The following is an 18,477-nucleotide window of genomic DNA, read 5'->3' as shown; positions in this document are numbered from 1 at the left end:
TAATCTCCTTTAAGTATTTAATCTAGTATACTGAAAATTGTTATTCAATAACCTTAAATTTGTTCTAAATTCGTCGGTTTATCCGCGTCAGTCATGATGAGCTGCACATCGGACGGCAAAGGAGCATCGCCATTTATTAAAACCTGCTTAGCAGCATCATATGCTAGCTTGGCCGTGTTGTTATGTTGACTGCGGTGTGCCATGTAAATACGCTGTGTCTTGCTTGAAACAACATCTAAAAGTGCCATGGCAGCATCCTCATTCGATAAGTGACCAACATCAGATAAAATGCGTTGCTTTAAATTCCAAGAATATGGTCCATTACGTAGCATCATATCATCGTAATTGAATTCCATCATATATGCATCAGCGTCGGAAATGACGTCCTTCACCTTACTAGAAACATAACCCGTATCTGTTAAAAAAGCCATTCTTTTGCCACCACTAGTGAAAACATAATACTGTGGTTCAGCGGCATCATGACTAGTTGCAAATGCAGTTACATCAAGGTCGCCAAACGTCTTTGTTTGCCCCGGCTCAATAACATTTATTTGTTCGACCGGAATTTGACCAATTTTTTGTGACTCAGTCAAATATGACCAAGTTCCACTATTAGAAAAAGCAGCAATTTGGGGATAGCGTCTCATTAAGACACCTAACCCTTTACTATGGTCTGAATGATCGTGACTCAAAAAAACCATATCGATTTCTTTGATATCAACTCCAACATCTGCCAGTAATGACGCAATCTTTTTTCCTGACAAACCTGCATCCATTAAAACTTTATGCTGCGGTGTTTCAATCAGACTGGTATTGCCTGTTGAGCCGCTAGCTAAAACAGAAACGCGCACACGCTTTTTCCTTTCTAATTTTTCTGCACATTATACGATCCACTTTGTAAAATCTGTGCTGTAAACGCATTGACACGTTTAACCGTGACATTTTTAGTCGTTTTGTTTTCTACTAGAATTAACCAAGTTGGCAACAAAATGGTACTACCCCGAACCTCAGTTAACTTGGAATAACCCAGTTTAACTTGAATTACACGTGAATTATTGGCAATTTCACGGTCCGTATACATTGCTTTAACTGCGTGCCATGCACTAATAATCAGCTGCGGTTCGCGAACGGAACTAACTGGTCCCATATAAGAAATTGTATAGTTAGTGATTTGACCATTGTGGACGTTAATAGTTAATTGGGCATCACTGTCATAAATTTGCCCATAGCTGGTTTTTTGAATGTAACAATATGCGCCTTCGCCCGACATGCTGGCATCATAAGTAAAGTCCTTGCCATAGGGAACATTAGCCGGATCATTTTTAAATTGTTCTAGCTGCTCCAAAATCTTTTTATGGCTACCATTTAAAAGCACCGCTGTCTTCGGCGTACCCGTTAACGAATTATCGCTCTTAGAGTAGTGGGTCGATACTTGTGGCAAACTATTTGCTGTATGTGAAAGATGATCACGGTTTTTAGCAGCTAAATAGTAGCCTGATTGTTGCTTATGCGAGAGATGAACTGGAATATCTATCCCATCTGCACGCATTTCCGCACGAATACTAGTAGAAGCATTACCGGCTGTGGTACTCAAGCTAATTGGTGAACGCCAAATCTCAATTCCGAGATACAAATCGATTAATAAGAAAACAATGAAGAAGAGCCATTCAATTCTTTTTCTGTCCATCTTACTTCTTTGCCTCCTGTCTTGCTAAGCTAGTGATATCTGTCTGCTTCCATTCCTCGACACTCTTCCACTGATCATAAGCTTTGACGAAGTAGACAGGGATCAAGTTAACCAAGTTGTCGTGGCTGCTGTCTTTTTCTACCCTAAAAGCGACAATAACGCGCTGAATTTCCGCTTTCTTTAAGCCGTTATTTACGAGTTGCTGAACAACTTCATCCGTTGGCTCCAGTGTCCGCGTTTGACCATCGAACGGAATCGGTATTTGCAAATCTAGATTGTTAAAAGCAACTTCTACAGTATCCTGCGTCAATTTTGTACTAATTTGCGGATCATGCTGCCCCATAAAAACTGGCATCCCTTCAATATAGTTACTGTAGCAAGTAATTTCATTTGAAGAGTCAAAATATCTTAAATCCTGTTCACTCAAGCCCAGTTTATGTACTAGCTCAATACTATTTAGCAAGCGATCGTTGACCGTCATTTCCTTTTGCTTTTCATAACGGGTATAAAGTAAATCATTACGTTCACTTGCTGCACTTGGCACACGTAACTTCGTGTAGTAGTTAAGTGAATAAGTTGTCCAGTCCTTTTTGCTAGCCCGTGAAGTGACATTTGTTGTACCTAGCAAACGCGAAACAAAATAAGAGTCGGTCTGCTTAGTCGTTAAGTAGCTGTATACACGCCAATTTTCTTGTTTTGTGTAAAAAGTTTCGTAGCTATCTTTCGTGCGCACGAATTTAACTGGCTTTTTGCCTTTGATATTATCGGCATATTCACGCAGAAGACTAAAATCAGCGTTAGCTAAATTAATACGATAGATCGTTGTTGTTTTATCATTACCCAGATAAAGGGAATCATTACTTGCCGAAACAAAAGCGCGTCGAAACTTTTTATCCTTATTTGTTAGTTTTCTCTTAGTAAACAAATTAACGCTAATTTCGTTAGGAAAAGTTAATTGCAAATAGACCGAATTATTGAGCATCTTTTCGTAAGACTTTTGATCCGAACTGATTGTTTTAATTCCCCAGTATTTAACGCTTTTTAGTTCTTTGGCAAATTCCAATGGCAAGTTCTTTTTGGCATCATATAAGCGATACGGCTGCCCATTTTCAAAGCCATATGAGCTTGTTGGTACATACAAATTGTTAAATGCTTGACCGCGCTGGTTATGTGTATGTTGTGTAACACTGTTGGTCTGATCGATGCGACTAAAATATTGGTCGTTTGTCATAATGAAGGTCCACAAAACAATCGAGAGCACAAAGACAATGACCGTTCCCAGTGACAACAATAGATCACCGATTTTGAATTTAGACTTCATCCCAATCATCCCCCTCACTCATTGGTTCATATGGCAATGAAATGTAGAAAGTTGAGCCCTTACCTTCACTACTGTTAGCCCAGATTTTACCATGATGCTCATTAACAATTTCTTTAGCAATGGCAAGGCCAAGACCTGTTCCGCCTTGCTCACGTGATCTTGCCTTATCAACCCGATAAAAGCGATCAAAAATTTTACCTAGATTCTCTCGCGGAATTCCCAGGCCTTGGTCACTGATACTGAGAACGATTTTTTGTTGCTCCTGTCTTAATTTAACAGTAATTACACCTCCATCAGGCGAATACTTAATTGCGTTGTTCATAATATTATCGATGACCTGCGCAAATTTATCAGTATCAATTTCAACCCATAGAGCCTGTGAGCCCAGTTTCCGTTTAATGGTATATTTTTTCTTACCTTCTTTTGCATCTGTTTTCACGATCATATCAAAACGATCTAAAATATGAGCCACAAAATCATTGAAGTTAACCCATTCCACGTCAATCTTCGAAACACCACGGTCCATTCGTGACAGACTTAGCAGCTCATTAATCATCCGAATCATGCGTTCAGTTTCTTCTTGGGTAACCTGTAAAAATTGCGGTGCAATGTCAGGATCTTTCCATGCGCCCTCATTTAATGTTTCAATGTAAGCATGTAAACTAGTTAGCGGCGTGCGCAACTCATGCGAAACATTGGAAACAAATTGCTTTTGTGAATTTTCATTTTTTTGCTGTTCCGTAATATCGTGTAAAACACAAACGCTACCTGAAACAAAGCCCGTTACTCGCTTAATAAGGGAGAAACTCGCATGCAGAATTACCTCGTCACGCGTTCCTTTATTAATAGTAATAACCTCACCTTTTTGACTGGCAATTAAATCTTGCGAAGTTTCATCTAATCCTAGAACGGAAGCGATAGGTTTATTAATAATTTCTGCTTCAGTTGTGTTCAAAAAGCTAAGTGCCATTTGGTTAACGACATTAACGTTGCCGTGACGATCAGTTGCTAGCACGCCATCACTCATGTGGGACAAAACGCTATCTAATCGTCGCTGCTCACTTTCGGATTCTTCTTGCGATCGTTCAATTCGGACCGATAACGTATTAAAAGCCTGACCCAATTGGCCCAACTCATCATTTGAATAGATTTTAACCTGGCTCGAATAATCACCATCAGCGATATTAAGAGCTTGACTCTGCATTTCTTCGATTGGCTTCGTAATCGCATGCGAAACGACCAGCGATAAAATAGCGCCCATTACCGCGGCAATTAACGATGTTACTAGGAACATCAAAGAAATATTCCGGAGATCATTAAAGACGCCCTGCATTGAAGCACGGACATAAATTGCGCCAACAGTGTTAGCGGAGCCATTCCCCGCATTAAGCGGCGTCACTTGAATCATGTAGTCACCGTGATCACTAACTACCTTAGTTGCTTGCCTGCCAGTTGAAGTTACTTGTTTGACCAAAGTATTATTTACACGCTGCCCTATCCGGTTTTTATCATTGATATTAGAAACAGCACGAATAATGTCTTTATTGTCGACTACAATAATTTCACTAATGGTACCAATTCCGTTACTATAATCACTAACAATCCGGTTAAGTTTACTGTCAGTGTGCTTATCATCTTTTAACAGCTGCGTAGACAACTGATTACTGACAATTGGCAGCACCTGAATTGAAGATTGAAAGTTTTCAATACTATTTTGTTCCAATTGCCTTGTAAAATAGGCACCAATTACTTCAATCGTAGCAATGATCATCGCCATAAAGACAGCGGCTAAAGTAGTATTAATCGAAATCGTTAGATGTTTAAACTTATTTTTTAATTTTTTCATATTCATAAAAGCTAAATATAAAAAGAAAGCCGCGCATAAAGTAGTTCTGCGGGCTTTCTTCATTATTCCTCAGTAGGCTGTTTTACATAGTAGCCAACACCACGACGAGTCACTAAAATCTGCGGTTGGATTGGGTTATCTTCTATTTTTTCACGTAGACGGTGAACAGTTACATCAACAGTGCGGACATCACCAAAATAGTCGTAGCCCCAAACTGTTTGTAACAAGTGCTCACGTGTCATTACTTGGTCCATATGCTGAGCTAAATAGTAGAGTAACTCGAATTCACGGTGGGTAAGTTCAATTTTCTTACCCTCTTTTTCTACTATATAAGCATCTGGCATAATCACCAAGTTACCAATTGTAATATTTTTAGTAGAAGTATCTTCATTAGTACTTTCTACTTTTTCAGCGATATTGCGGCGCCGCAAATTAGCCTTAACTCGAGCAACAAGTTCGCGGTTAGAAAATGGTTTGGTAACATAGTCATCAGCACCCATTTCTAAGCCCAGCACCTTATCGATCTCCGTGTCTTTGGCCGTAACCATGATAATTGGTAAATCATGAGTTTGCCGAACTTCACGTGCAACATCTAAGCCATCCTTTTTAGGCAGCATTAAATCCAAAATCATTAAATCCGGATCGTATTCATCTACTTTTTTAATGGCTTCTTCTCCATCATAGGCAGTGTCGACGTCGAAGCCCTCCTTGGTCAGATTAAACTTAATAATATCTGATATTGGTTTTTCGTCATCGACAACGAGAATTTTCTTTGGCATCGAAAGCCTCCTTTGCTTACCATTATACTGTTTTTTCCCTTATTAGCCAAAAAAGTCACAAAAACTTAATAAAAAGTCTTGCATTTTAACCAATTTAATAGCATAATAGTTCCCGTCGGCTGTACAAGACAGCATTTGGGTGGCTAGCTCAGTTGGTAGAGCAACGGACTCTTAATCCGTGGGTCCAGGGTTCGAGCCCCTGGCCACCCATCATAAAGGAAAAAGCAACAATTGCACAGAATTGTTGCTTTTTTGTTTTCTAATAAACGGACTATGCCACACCTTTTAACACGGTCAAATATCCAGCCAAATAGTAATTGGGCTATAGTTAAACTTAGTTTTTAATTACATACTTACCTTTATTTGTGTGTAGTTTGCGGCAATAGTCCTGACTTATTGCTGCTTTTAGCAGCTGCATTATCTTATTACCTTTGCCAAGTGCTAGTCAATTTTTTAGCTTACGCATTTCAGCAAATTAAGACACTCAGTTATTGCATACGGAAAAATAGGTCAATTAGAGCAAAATTCATAATTATTTTTGCTAAACCCCTTGTCAAAGTATGAAATAGTTGCTATTATATTTAACTGTCGGTAAGACATGGGTGGCTAGCTCAGTTGGTAGAGCAACGGACTCTTAATCCGTGGGTCCAGGGTTCGAGCCCCTGGCCACCCACCATAATGGAAATGGCACTGCAAGTAGTCGGTGCTTTTTTTATTTTCTTTTTGAATCAAACAAGTATCAGACGACTAATTGACTTAGTCGTCTTTTTGTTTTCAGTCTTTTTATAGTACTGCGGTAATTTATGCTTGCCTACGAATTAAGACTAAATTAGAATATTATATAGCATATAATATAAGGAGGGAGCAAAGCATGGCAATCCAAATACCAACACGTTTATTGGATGGTGCTGTTTTAGCTTTTTTAAAGCAAAATGACTTGTATGGCTACGCTTTGACACAAAACGTTCAAAAAGTTTTCGAGATCTCCGAGTCAACCATTTATCCGGTATTACGGCGCTTAAAGAAAAATAATTACTTAACAACTTACGATGAACCATACCAAGGGCGTAACAGGCGCTACTACCACATCACTGATGATGGCATTGAATTACTCCAAACAATCCAAGATGAGTGGCAGGGTTTTAGTACAAATGTTGATCAAGTGTTAGGAGGACAAAATGACCAAAGTAATTGATGATTATATTTTTGAGCTGGAACAAGACCTAAGTGGCTTACCAGAAAAAGAGCGTCAAGACGTGCTCGAATTTTATCGTGAATTTTTACTGGATGGCGATTTTGTCAGGCGCTCGACCATTGAACAAGAACTAGGCACACCAAAACAGTTATCAATTAAAATACTAGCCGACTATTCAACTAATAGCGATTCTGCTTCAGTTAAAGCAACGACGCCTCGGTCAAATTTAAAAGCAATTTGGTATATCCTGCTAGGAATTTGTGCCGCCCCTATCGGTATCCCCCTAATTTTATTGATTTTTGCCTTCCTTGCCGTTTGTTTAGCTTTTTTAGTAACCTTAGCAGTTATCGTCTTCACATTCTTCCTTAAACAAGGTTTTCTCCTAGTTAAGGCCATTGCTCTCCTGTTCACGGGTAGCTGGGCCGCTGGTAGCCTTTATTTAGGGAAAGCACTGATCGCAATCGGGATTGTTCTTTTACTTTTACCGTGGCTTGTCAAGTCAGTCGATTTTCTTATTGCCAAATGTACAACAGCAATGCGTAATTTAGGGAAAAATGTTTTAAAGAAAAACTATTTTCAGACCAATAAAAATCATAAAGAGAATTAAAAATGAAGAAACTTTATAAAATTGGCGGGTTACTTATCATCATTGGGCTATTTTTATTTAGCGTAAGCAAAGTAGGAACCAGTCATTCACCTCAGCCTACACCAGCTCGTCCACAGCACCGGCAAAGTAGGAACCAGAGTCACACTTTTAACGTGAATGAGTTTGATCAAATTCAGCTAAAATGTTATCGCCCTGATATCAGAATTGCAACGGGAGAAAAGTTCAAATTACAATTAGCGGCAGTCATGGTGCAGACACTAAGAAAATAAACCTGCTAGCCGCATTGATAGCACAGATGGAAGTATTTTAATCCATTAAATTTTATAAGGAGCCCTTTATAATGAAAAAAATCCACATAATAGGTATTACTATTCTTACATTAGGACTTGCCTTACTCATTATTGGCAAGGTAAATCATGGTGAGCAAGAGGCCGACCTTGTCGGTTCAGGTAAAAGGTCTTCCATGATTGAGCGTGCTAACAATTTCTTCAATCATGGCAAGCAAAGTGCCAATAAAGTAAAGACTGCTACTAAAATCACTCAGATCAAGCCTTTTTCTAGCATTAAACTCAACGTCGATCAACCAGATGTACAAATTGCTCGCGGCGAAAAATTTCAAGTCACGGTTGTCGGCCACGACCCTAAAAAAGTCGGGATAGAAGTCACAGACCATCAATTAATTATCACTGACAATGGTTCACATGATGATGGTTATCGCATAACAATCACTGTTCCAAAAAATAAAACCCTAGAAAATATTGATGGCTCTTGTTCAGAAGGCAACTTTAGTCTACGTGATCTGACAATTACCAAAATTGATTTACAGCTTCAATATGGCGACGCTACTGTTAATCATGTTAATGTCAAAAATGCTAGCTTCTATCTCGATGACGGTGACCTGACGCTTACCGATTCATCTCTTTCCAAAAGCATCCTTAACTTAAATTCTGGAGACCTAACTGTCACAAATTGTCACCTTAAGACAAATGCTTCACTTAATGATGGCGATGCTAACATCAACAACTCAAAAATTCTTGACGACTGTTTATTTAACTTAAATGATGGTGATTTTCAGGCAAGCCAAATTTCTAAAACCAGTTGCCTTCTTTCAATTGCCTCATACGACGATGATGATGAAAATATCAACTATCATGGCCATAGTTACAGAAAGCACTTTAGCGAATCCATCAAAGGTACTCCACTTCTTAAAGTAGTCTGCTCAGATGGCGAAATAAAAATCAACTAAGAGCATTTTTTCGCCAAATCAAAGTCTTGTACTAGTTTTTCATACTCGTACAAGGCTTTTTTATATTGCTCAACCACTACTTTCAGTGCTATGATTAATTAAATTAATATTAAATAGAGGTATTCACTTATGAGCAACTGGTTTAAACACGGGAACAATTCTCAAAATAACAATTTTAAATCTTACCATATTGATTTACCCTCATTCATCAATATTAAGGCTGACCTTTATCTTTTTAGTGTTAATATCCATGCAGGTACAGACTATCAGGCAACAGTTTATGATAAAGATCAAAGTCGAATCAGTTTTAGTGTTGAAGACCAAACACTACTTATTAAAGAAAAAGATGAAAATAGAAAGCAGAAAAATATCCATCTGTCAGACATCCCTAAGTTAATTATTACTATTCCTAATGGGACTTCACTTGATTCTGTCAAAATTGGAAATAATGTAAGTGATATTAGCTTAGCTGGTTTCAGTATGCAACAACTTGACTTATACTTATCTGCTGGATCATTACAGTTAACAGAAATTACCGTAAAAGACCGTGCTAAAGTCAATCTTAACGCTGGCAGTTTAAGCATTTCACACTGTAAGACAAACTTGAATGCAACACTTTCTGCTGGATCGGTTAAAATAGAGCAATTACACGGAAACAATCACTTTGAACTAGCCGCTGGCTCATTAAAAGCTACTGCTGCTGATCAAGAAACGGAGTATGATCTCTCAAATGTGATGGGTTCGATTAATTATCGTGGCCACCGAAAGCTGCACCATTTTTATCATGAAGGTACGGGCAAAGATTACTTAACGGTCCAAAGCGCAGTAGGATCAATCAAGATTATATAAAAAGAAGTCTTACTTTAACTTGTTTTGGTTAAAGTAAGACTTTTTTATGTCTAAAAATTAGCGTTGGACATCAATGACAAATGAATTACTGTCTCCACGGTACTTGATACAATTGTGCTTCCGAACTATACAGGGTATTATAAGCATATTGGATATGGGTGTATAAGTTATTATCTAACAGGTGTTAAAAATGAAAAAAGTAAATAAAAAAATGCTAGTCAGCTTTGCAGGTATTACCCTACTAGGATTTGGCTCTGCTAGTTTGAGTGGCAAGAGTAGCCCGATAGTTTTAGTGCAAAAAGTAAATGCAGCTACTACAAAAGTACAGCTTAAAAATAATGCGTATGTATATACTAAGCGAGGCGTTCGGAAACGTGTGAAAAGCCTGAAAAGTGGACGAGTTCTTAATGCGTATAGCTTAGTGACAATTAAAGGGAAAAAATACTATAACGTAGGTAAAGGACGCTATATTAAAAAGGCCAATGTGTTAAAAACTAGTGGTAACCCAGCTAGTTCAGCCTTTTTAGTTCAGTTAACAAAAGCAGCTCCGTTATACGACGCAAACGGTAAAGCAACAGGGACAATTTTAAAAAAGGGTCTAGTTGAACGGGTACAAGGCAAAACTTTAATTAATGGTAGTCAATTCTACGCTCTAAAGGGTAATAAGTACATTAGTGCAAGTGACGCAATTGTTCTTGGAGAAACTACACCTACTACACCAGGGAATAGCAATGATAAGGACAATAATAAACTTGAAGATACTGAAAGCAGACGTGATAGGCCAACGCAAGCTGAAATTGACTACATGCTATCGAATATCAAAAATAAAAGCCGTGAATTGGTATATTTTTCAGATAGTGAGCTTTCAGAAATTCAAACAGCTTTGTGGCAAAAAATTCAAAATTATAGAAGTTCCAACGGATATGCTCCATACAAATCTAACCACGAATTAGATACATTTATTGCAAAAGTATCTTCTTCTACTGATAATATGTTTTTGTATTCAGAAGATATTAACAATGGAGATGTAGCCCATTACCTGCCAACTTTAGCAAGTAATGGAATGAACGCTGTTCAAGCAGTAGATAACTATAAATACTATGGTAATTATCTTGGGGCGCCAGCAGTTTTTAATATCAAAGACCGCAATCCTGAACATGTTGCTACAGAAATTTTTAATAGCTTAAAAAATGACCCGTATTATGAAAGCAAAATTTTAGGTCTATTTGATAAAAAAGCTTTTGGCGCTCTGGGGTTAAACTATAATTGGAGCGGAACCAGCTCTACCGTTGGTTTAGTCTTTATCGAAGTAGCTGGAACAAGTTCTGATTGGGCGAATTACTATAACGCTAACTAATTCAAAATAAGTCATAAAAGGCATTACTCATTTAAGTAATGCCTTTTTATTTGTAAGAACAACTGGTTAACGATCAATGACTGCATTAACTCTATCATTAAATTTGGTAACAGGAGCCAATTTCGTTCCCCTTGTAACTCCTCGTACAAAACTTAGATTGTACTTCATTAGTTGCATCAGCACATAAGTTAGTATAATCAATCAAATGCGCAAAGTCGTCGATTGTATATTTCATTTGTTCCCTGCTTTTTGTTATTACATATTATGACTTTGATACACTTATATTCTGTCTACTAAATAGAAATCACTTACTACTTTCAAACTATTTATTTTAAAATTTCAGCAACATGTCTTTATCATCTACTAAATAATAAAAGTTATTAGATAGTTGTATTTTAATTAAACATAGAGATAACTTTTTATAAAATGGAAAAAATATTAACATCTTTTTATTCTTTCAAGTTTCATGATAAAATTGTTTAATATTGTTATTGAAAGAAGGGTTTCATGGGTAAGCATACATACTACTACCAACACGAAACTGATGATTTAGTCGATAGCCATAATCAGAGTTATCAATTGCCTAATGACTATTCAATTTTTCCTACTTCTCGCATCGGTAAAATCTGGTCGGTCATTGTGCGTCCGCTCGCACATCTAGTTAGCTTTGTTTACATCCGCCTAATCCTCAATGCTCGTATTGAAGGCAAGGAGAAATTAGCAAAAGCTGGCAGGCAAGGCTTTTTTCTTTATGGCAACCACACCCAAGCGTTTGGTGATGCGGTTTTGCCTCTAAGTATTATTGATGCTAAACGCTATTACGCAATTGGAGCTCAAGCAAATTGGGGCATCCCAGTATTAGGAAAACTCGTTTTGCCTTATTTCGGCCTGCCTATCGGTGAGAACCTTGAACAATCAGGTAAATTGATTCGTGCTGTTTCAACTGTTATCAAAGCCGGCAAGGTCGTAGTCATTTACCCCGAAGCTCATGTTTGGCCCTACTACACCAAAATCAGGCCATTCTCTTCTACTAGTATGCACTTCCCGATTGCTGCAAATGCTCCTAGCTTTTGCATGACAACGACCTATTCAAAGCCTAAACACGGCTCTAAACCCAAAATCACTGTTTTTATTGACGGTCCTTTTTACCCAGATACTCATCTTGATAAAAAAGCGCAGCAACAAAAACTGCACGAGCAGATCTTTTCTGCGATGCAAAAACGTGCAGAAAAAAGTAACTACGAATACTGCACGTATCACAAAAATTTAGTTTAAGGAGTTCAACATGAATATTCTTTTTTGCGGCGACCACAACGCCGAAAATGGCATTCTTATTGCTATTCTTTCTTTATTAAAAAATAGCGGTTCAGAAGAACTCCATATTTACATTCTGACAATGTACACCCAAAGCTTTAAAAAGAAGTTCAGTCCGTTCAGTAAGCATGCGGCAGACTATTTGCAATCACTCTTAGTTAAGCAGAATCCAAATAGTACTTTAAAATTAATGGATTGTACTGGCCTGTTTGTCAGAGAACCATTGGTAGCAAACATGAGCACGCATTTCACTCCTTATGCAATGTTGCGCCTCTATGCAGATGAAATACCACAACTACCAGACAAAATTCTCTATCTTGACGCTGATGTAATCGTCAGACAAAGCCTTGCTGAATTTTACCATCAAGACCTAACAGACACTGAATTTGTTGGCGTACTTGATTACTGGGGACGTTTCTTTTTCCATAATCTGCACCAACACCGCGTTTTTGATTATGTTAACTCAGGAGTTCTTCTGCTTAATTTGCCAGAAATTAGAAAAACCAACTTGTTTGCTAAGATTAGACACCTCTTGCAAACCAGAACTGTTTTAATGCCAGACCAGACTGCACTTAATCGTTTTGCAAGTGAAAAAAAGCTTGCACCACGGCGCTATAACGAGCAATACAAATTGCAACCTGATACAGTAATTCAGCATTTTACAACCAGTTTCCGCTTTTGGCCCGTTTTTCACACCCAAACAGTCAAGCCGTGGCAAGTTGAACAGGTTCACGACGTGCTGAAATTGCATGAATACGATGACATTTTGACAGAGTACCTTGGCACCAAAGATAACTTGGTTAAAGATAAAGACTAAATTTTTAAAATGGAGAAAATATAAATGACAATTCCAGTTTTTTACGCAATTAGCGATGACTTCACTAAATATGCCGCTGTTTCACTAAATTCATTAGTAAAACATGCAGATCATCAAAAGGACTATACGGTTTACTTCTTAAGCCAGGATCTTACTGCTGAACATAAGCAAGACTTGACTGATCTAGGTTCAGACAACGTCCATATCGAATTTTTCAAAATTAATGATGAGATTGTTGCGCCTATTCAAAATAGAAGCGAAAACTATTTACGAGCTGATTTCTTCACCATGTCCATTTTTTACCGGCTCTTTATTCCAGACCTATTTCCACAATACGACAAGGCCATTTATATCGATAGCGATACCATTGTCAACGATGATATTGGCAAGTTATATGACACAGAATTAGGCAATCACCTTTTTGGGGCATGCACTGATACATCCATCCAGTTTGTTCCTAAAATGATCGCTTACATTAAAGACGTTCTGGCACTTGATCCTAAAAAATACATTAATTCTGGAATGCTAGTTCTTAATTGTAAGGCATTTCGTGATGAAAAATTCATTGAGCACTTTATGGATTTACTTGAAACATACCATTTCGATTGTATTGCACCAGATCAAGACTACCTCAACGAAATGGGCGACGAGCGTATTCTGCACCTTGATTCTAAATGGGATGCGATGCCAAACGAAAATACCGCTCCACTTGCTAATCCAAGCTTAATTCACTACAACCTCTTCTTTAAACCATGGCGTTTTACCAATGTTCAATACGAAAAATACTTCTGGGACAGTGCAAAAGAAACCAAGTTTTATTCTGAGTTGAAAGCAGAACTTGATAATTACACTGAAGAGCAGCGCGAGCAAGACCGTGGCAAGCTTGACCACATGTTGGCTAAGGAAGACAAAACAGTTAAGGACCCGAACAACTGGGCACAGGTTAAAAAGCGAGGATCAGTTAGCTTATGATTATCGGCGACGATCGAGTAAGAGTAATTAAGAACATTGAAAAAGCTGTTGCCAAAGGTGATTGGAGTGCCAAAGTAGAAGTTGGTGATCCGGTTTTATCATTGGATGAACGTAAAAATCTAGTTAATAACTTTTGGGCTGAACAAAGCACTTTTAAAGGTAAAACTAACGACAAATTGGGACACCTTTTGTTCAATACTTTAACTAAGGTTTTAACTTCCGACACTACTTTCATCGGTCTGGAAAATCTCAATAATCTACCTGACGGTGGAGCAATTATCACAGCTAACCATTTCAATCAGATTGACTCTCTTCCGATTAAGCACTTAGCTAATAAAACTCACCATCACCTGGCAATTGCAATCGAGGACACCAACCTTAAACTTCCTGGCATCTTAAGTTACCTGATGAATTACGTTGGCACTATTCCACTGATCAAAAGCCCAAGCTACATTGGTACTGAATTTCCCAAGCACCTTCATGATGAGTTAGCAAAAAATAATTGGGTTTTAATCTTCCCTGAGCAAGAAATGTGGTGGAACTACCGCAAGCCGCGTAAACTTCAACGTGGTGCGTATTATTTTGCTGCTCAACAAAACGTCCCAATTGTTTCAACTTTTGTTGAAATTCAAGAAAAAGATAAATTAGAAAAAGATCATCCTAACTTTTATCAAACTAAGTATATTGTTCATGTTTTACCAACAATTTACCCAGATGTTAAATTAAGTGCTAATGAAAATTCCAAAAAAATGCTTGCTCAGGACTATCAACAAAAAGTTAAAGCCTTCGAGGAAGCCTATCACCGCCAATTGGACCCAACTTTTACCCCATGGGACATTGCCGGTTGGCGCTATGACTATCAAAATAGCAAAGCAAAGAAATAGACTTAATTGTTTTTAAGGACTATCATATAGTAATTTACTAAATTATTTTAGTTCTAGAAAAGGAGTTTTTCTGATGGAGAAATTTACAAAAGAATCATTGGCAAAATTTGATGGTAAAAATGGTAATCCAGCATACGTTGCAATTGACGGCGTCGTTTACGATGTAACTGGTAACCCACACTGGGCTGAAGGTGAACACCACGGCAATTTAGCTGGTCAAGACTTAACTGTTGCAATTGGCCAATCACCTCACGGTAAAAGTGTTTTAGGCAACTTAAAAGAAGTTGGTACCTACGAAGGTTAATCTTCTACTAGGTTCAAGTTTTAAAAAGTAAACAGAACACAAATTTTTGGGCTCAGCACAAATTAAACCAGTAATGTTCGGAAAAGAACTATAGCTTAGGTGGCTGTGCCGACATATTAATTGTGACTATCTTTTTGGGTTTAGAAAAAGGCTACATTGTCTAGAACAAAAAAATACTAGCTAATCTATTTAGATTAACTAGTATTTTTCGTTCATGCAAAAATTACAATGTGATTAATGTTGTGACGCACCACTTACGGCATCAGTGTCTTCAATTTCACTGCATGCTGTATCAGCAGCAATACGACCAAAGGTAAAAATATCAGCCAAGGAGTTACCGCCAAGACGGTTACCAGCGTGCAATCCACCGGCAACTTCACCGGCCGCATACAAGCCAGGAATCACTTGATCTTTTTCACCAAGTACTTGTGCCTTTGGATTAATCTTTAAACCACCCATTGTGTGATGAATTGCTGGTTTACGTGGTGTTGCATAAAATGGTGCAACTTCACACTTAAGGTTGAATGCACTTTTACCAAATTCTGGATCATTTCCGGCATCAACATATGAATTATATTTCTTAATAGTATTAACTAATGTATCTGGATTCATGCCAGCTTTTTCAGCTAATTCTTCTAATGTATCAGCTTTTAGAAGAGTTCCTGCCTTAACTTGAGCTTCGAGTGATTCTTCTGTGGTATTGTAGGCTGTCTTTTTAATTTTATCGTCTGCAATTAAGTAAAATAGAGTTCCATTAGCAATTGCGGCTTTGGCAAGGGTATCACGTTCTGCAAACTCGTTCACAAAACGTTCACCTTTTTGGTTAACCATAATAAAGTTTTCTGGTGGTGTTTGAATTCCAGTAAACAATTCACCTGTCTTAGGATCTGAAACTGGCATCAATTGAATAAAGCCCATACCAACTAAGTCTGCACCTGCTTCTTTACCTAAGGCGATACCATCACCGGTAATTGCTGGCGAGTTAGTTGTCGCGATATCATCATCAATGTGTTCCCAGTATGTATTGTACTTTTGCACCATTTTGGTATTTGCGCCAAAACCACCAGAAGTCAAAATAACCTTCTGCGCATGAATAGTGATCTTATTGCCATTACTGCCTTGTGCAACGACACCAGTAACTTTGCCATTTTCAATGATTAAATGTGTTGCCCTTGTTTCAGTTAAAACTGTAGCACCATGGTCTTCAATCCAATCACCTAAAACATGAATAAAGGCATAACCCATTGGCTCAACAGGCTTGTGACCACGACGCCATAGTGCCCCAACTGGCATTGTTACGTCCGAACGGTCAAATTTAACACCTAAATCTGTTAGCCACTTAACTGAATCAAGTACATTGTTAACAAGTTCAGTAACTAAAGCATAGTTACCATGAATTTCATTGCCATTTAAGTCTGTTCTTTTACCACCTAAATAAGTTTGAATTTCATGTAGTAAAACTGAATCAAACAAATAGTCGGCGCCAGATTCAACATATTCATTAATTTGTTGTTGCAGCTTCTTAAAATCTTCCTGATATTCAGGATCAATTTCGTCAATAGGTGTTTGAGCAAGCTTTTCAAGACTTTCTTTTTCACCAGAAAGAGCTTTAAATTGATTTTGCCATTCTGGCTCAGCCGCATTAAGTGGACCACCAGCTCTTGTAGTATTACCACCAATTTGAGGATACTTTTCAAGCACAACAACTTTTTTATTATTTTGAATTGTTCGTGCTGCTGCAGTTAAACCAGCACCACCAGCACCAATTACAACAACATCGGTATTATATTCCTCATCTTGTCCTGCATCTGCACTAGGCTTAGGACGATTAGCCCACTCTTCTGGATCGCCGCCGGCCTCTTTGATTGCTTGACTGACGCCATCAACAACGCCATGACTTGAAATTGTGGCACCACTGACAGCATCTACGTTTAAAGTTTGATTATTGATAATTTGTTCTGGTAAACGTTTAAAAACTTCGTCTGCTACACCTTTTGTTTCACCACTTGAGTCGACTGTTATTTCTTCAATCCGATTTTGTGAAAGTGTAACCTTCATTGGCATAAAACTTGAGCCGTGTCCCTTAGCTTCTACAGCATATGTACCTGGTTTCATTTCGAGTGATTCCTCCTTATTTACATCTTTAATAACTAAATTTTACTAGTTTTCCATTTTTAGTTGAAATACTTTTATAGCAAGTAAGCTATAATAAAAATGTTATCGGAGGAAGAATATGAAAGATCCAGAAATTTTAATCCATTATCTTGACGTTTTATTAAAGGAAAGTAATTTTACACGTGCAGCACGTGAGCTCTATATTTCTCAGCCTTATTTGACGCAACTAATTAAACGGATTGAGCGCAAGCTGGGCACTAAAATACTAAATAGAGACGTTGTACCCTATACTTTAACCAAGGCTGGCGTAATTTATTATAAGTACCTTGAAACAGCTATTACTAATAACCAAAAGCTAGAAGATAAACTAACGCCTTATACCTATCCTAACAAAGAAATTGTTCGAATAGGAATACTGGAAAGCCTCGGCACCTTTTTACTGCCTGAACTCTTACCTGAATTTCTTGCCCAAAATCCTAACATCAAAATTCAATTAACGGAGACTTATCCTAGAAAAAGTGAAGCTCAGCTTCTAGCTGAACAAGTAGATTGCTATATTGGTCAAACACCCGAATCACTAAGCAGTGGGCTGGACTTTTATGTTAATGGTGGAGAAAACTACTACATCATTATTTCACCTAAATCAAAGTACTTTAAAAAAGGGCGCTTTATCCTTGAACCAGATGAATATGATATCAAAACAATTATCAAGGAACCTTTTGTTGTCAGTTCTTCAAATTCCGCTATTCGTCACCAAGTTAATGGTGTATTTCAAAAATTTCATGTTAAACCAAATATCGTATTAGAAACTAATAGTATTCTAACCGCAACCAACTTAGCCATTAAAGGAGTTGGCTTGACTATTTCAGCCGCAAGTATAATCAAGCGTATGAACCAAACACCAATTAATCTTTTACCCTTAAATAAAAACATTATTACCGTTAAGTACTTTATTGCAGTAAAGAAAGGGATTAAACAAAAAGAGGGCGTCAAAAAACTGATTGCGAAGTTCATGGAAAAGAACATTCAGCCAAATATCCGATAAATATGAATACAACAAAAAAGAGGATCGATAAAGATCCTCTTTTCTTGTACTTTGCTCCGGCTGTCAGACTCGAACTGACGACATCTTGATTAACAGTCAAGCGCTCTACCAACTGAGCTAAGCCGGAATATTAAAAAAG

Annotated in this window: 19 protein-coding genes and 3 tRNA genes; 14 read left to right on the top strand and 8 right to left on the bottom strand. The window is 37.8% G+C overall.

Going from position 1 to position 18,477, the window contains the following annotated elements:
* Window positions 1-53: 53 nt before the first annotated feature.
* From H3R21_RS05815 to yycF, 5 genes are all read right to left on the bottom strand, one after another.
* Window positions 54-851, bottom strand: a complete 798-nt coding sequence (locus H3R21_RS05815) for an MBL fold metallo-hydrolase (protein ID WP_198183716.1) — start codon at window positions 849-851, stop codon at window positions 54-56.
* A gap of 14 nt (window positions 852-865) precedes the next feature.
* Window positions 866-1,687 (bottom strand): two-component system regulatory protein YycI, encoded by an 822-nt coding sequence (locus H3R21_RS05810; RefSeq protein ID WP_198183714.1) that lies wholly within the window; start codon window positions 1,685-1,687, stop codon window positions 866-868.
* Window position 1,688: 1 nt separating this feature from the next.
* Window positions 1,689-3,008: a hypothetical protein gene (locus tag H3R21_RS05805; RefSeq protein ID WP_232352344.1), complete on the bottom strand. Its 1,320-nt coding sequence runs from the start codon at window positions 3,006-3,008 to the stop codon at window positions 1,689-1,691.
* A complete protein-coding gene (gene walK / locus H3R21_RS05800) occupies window positions 2,998-4,854 on the bottom strand; it encodes a cell wall metabolism sensor histidine kinase WalK (RefSeq protein WP_046306184.1) in 1,857 nt (618 codons plus the stop codon). Before walK ends, H3R21_RS05805 begins: the two co-directional genes overlap by 11 nt.
* A 62-nt stretch (window positions 4,855-4,916) precedes the next feature.
* A complete protein-coding gene (yycF, locus tag H3R21_RS05795) occupies window positions 4,917-5,633 on the bottom strand; it encodes a response regulator YycF (RefSeq protein WP_046305826.1) in 717 nt (238 codons plus the stop codon).
* Between the two features lie 137 nt (window positions 5,634-5,770).
* Here yycF and H3R21_RS05790 point away from each other — a divergent pair.
* The 8 genes from H3R21_RS05790 (at window position 5,771) to H3R21_RS05755 (ending at window position 10,887) form a co-directional block, all read left to right on the top strand.
* A tRNA-Lys gene (locus H3R21_RS05790) sits at window positions 5,771-5,843 on the top strand.
* A gap of 390 nt (window positions 5,844-6,233) precedes the next feature.
* Window positions 6,234-6,309 (top strand) — tRNA-Lys (locus H3R21_RS05785).
* Between the two features lie 195 nt (window positions 6,310-6,504).
* Window positions 6,505-6,828 (top strand): PadR family transcriptional regulator, encoded by a 324-nt coding sequence (locus tag H3R21_RS05780; RefSeq protein WP_046305825.1) that lies wholly within the window; start codon window positions 6,505-6,507, stop codon window positions 6,826-6,828.
* The gene (locus H3R21_RS05775) at window positions 6,812-7,435 is read left to right on the top strand and encodes a DUF1700 domain-containing protein (protein ID WP_052726725.1); all 624 of its coding nucleotides are present in this window, start codon (window positions 6,812-6,814) and stop codon (window positions 7,433-7,435) included. The genes H3R21_RS05780 and H3R21_RS05775 overlap by 17 nt, the downstream gene beginning before the upstream one ends.
* Before the next feature lie 2 nt (window positions 7,436-7,437).
* Window positions 7,438-7,704, top strand: a complete 267-nt coding sequence (locus H3R21_RS05770) for a hypothetical protein (protein WP_198183710.1) — start codon at window positions 7,438-7,440, stop codon at window positions 7,702-7,704.
* 71 nt (window positions 7,705-7,775) lie between these two features.
* Window positions 7,776-8,681, top strand: a complete 906-nt coding sequence (locus H3R21_RS05765) for a DUF4097 family beta strand repeat-containing protein (RefSeq protein ID WP_198183708.1) — start codon at window positions 7,776-7,778, stop codon at window positions 8,679-8,681.
* Window positions 8,682-8,810: 129 nt separating this feature from the next.
* Window positions 8,811-9,530, top strand: a complete 720-nt coding sequence (locus H3R21_RS05760) for a DUF4097 family beta strand repeat-containing protein (protein WP_198183706.1) — start codon at window positions 8,811-8,813, stop codon at window positions 9,528-9,530.
* A 190-nt stretch (window positions 9,531-9,720) separates the two neighbouring features.
* Window positions 9,721-10,887 carry an SLAP domain-containing protein gene (locus H3R21_RS05755; RefSeq protein WP_198183704.1) on the top strand — a complete coding sequence of 389 codons (1,167 nt, stop codon included), beginning with the start codon at window positions 9,721-9,723 and terminating at the stop codon, window positions 10,885-10,887.
* Between the two features lie 97 nt (window positions 10,888-10,984).
* Here the strand turns inward: H3R21_RS05755 and H3R21_RS05750 are convergent, their stop codons facing one another.
* Window positions 10,985-11,122 carry a hypothetical protein gene (locus H3R21_RS05750; RefSeq protein WP_198183702.1) on the bottom strand — a complete coding sequence of 46 codons (138 nt, stop codon included), beginning with the start codon at window positions 11,120-11,122 and terminating at the stop codon, window positions 10,985-10,987.
* 272 nt (window positions 11,123-11,394) lie between these two features.
* On the opposite strand from H3R21_RS05750, the gene H3R21_RS05745 reads away from it, so the two are divergent.
* The 5 genes from H3R21_RS05745 (at window position 11,395) to H3R21_RS05725 (ending at window position 15,178) form a co-directional block, all read left to right on the top strand.
* The gene (locus H3R21_RS05745) at window positions 11,395-12,162 is read left to right on the top strand and encodes a 1-acyl-sn-glycerol-3-phosphate acyltransferase (RefSeq protein ID WP_198183700.1); all 768 of its coding nucleotides are present in this window, start codon (window positions 11,395-11,397) and stop codon (window positions 12,160-12,162) included.
* A gap of 10 nt (window positions 12,163-12,172) precedes the next feature.
* On the top strand, window positions 12,173-13,018 hold the full coding sequence (locus tag H3R21_RS05740; RefSeq protein WP_198183698.1) for a glycosyltransferase family 8 protein: 846 nt from the start codon (window positions 12,173-12,175) through the stop codon (window positions 13,016-13,018).
* Window positions 13,019-13,042: 24 nt separating this feature from the next.
* The gene (locus H3R21_RS05735; RefSeq protein ID WP_198183696.1) at window positions 13,043-13,990 is read left to right on the top strand and encodes a glycosyltransferase family 8 protein; all 948 of its coding nucleotides are present in this window, start codon (window positions 13,043-13,045) and stop codon (window positions 13,988-13,990) included.
* Window positions 13,987-14,874 carry a lysophospholipid acyltransferase family protein gene (locus tag H3R21_RS05730; protein WP_198183694.1) on the top strand — a complete coding sequence of 296 codons (888 nt, stop codon included), beginning with the start codon at window positions 13,987-13,989 and terminating at the stop codon, window positions 14,872-14,874. Before H3R21_RS05735 ends, H3R21_RS05730 begins: the two co-directional genes overlap by 4 nt.
* A 73-nt stretch (window positions 14,875-14,947) precedes the next feature.
* Window positions 14,948-15,178 (top strand): cytochrome b5 domain-containing protein, encoded by a 231-nt coding sequence (locus tag H3R21_RS05725; protein ID WP_046305809.1) that lies wholly within the window; start codon window positions 14,948-14,950, stop codon window positions 15,176-15,178.
* Window positions 15,179-15,412: 234 nt separating this feature from the next.
* Here H3R21_RS05725 and H3R21_RS05720 read toward each other — a convergent pair whose 3' ends face one another.
* Entirely contained in the window at window positions 15,413-17,293 is a 1,881-nt protein-coding gene (locus H3R21_RS05720; protein WP_198183692.1) for a flavocytochrome c, read from the bottom strand.
* 118 nt (window positions 17,294-17,411) lie between these two features.
* Here H3R21_RS05720 and H3R21_RS05715 point away from each other — a divergent pair, with 118 nt between their 5' ends.
* Window positions 17,412-18,338, top strand: coding sequence for a LysR family transcriptional regulator (locus H3R21_RS05715; protein WP_046305805.1), 927 nt, complete (start codon window positions 17,412-17,414; stop codon window positions 18,336-18,338).
* A 54-nt stretch (window positions 18,339-18,392) separates the two neighbouring features.
* Here H3R21_RS05715 and H3R21_RS05710 read toward each other — a convergent pair.
* Window positions 18,393-18,465: transfer RNA gene (locus H3R21_RS05710), tRNA-Asn, on the bottom strand.
* Window positions 18,466-18,477: the final 12 nt, after the last annotated feature.

The organism is Lactobacillus sp. W8172, from assembly GCF_016102055.1.
In the GTDB taxonomy this organism is placed as follows: Bacteria; Bacillota; Bacilli; order Lactobacillales; family Lactobacillaceae; genus Lactobacillus; species Lactobacillus apis_A.
This window is presented reverse-complemented; position numbering and strand designations above follow the sequence as displayed.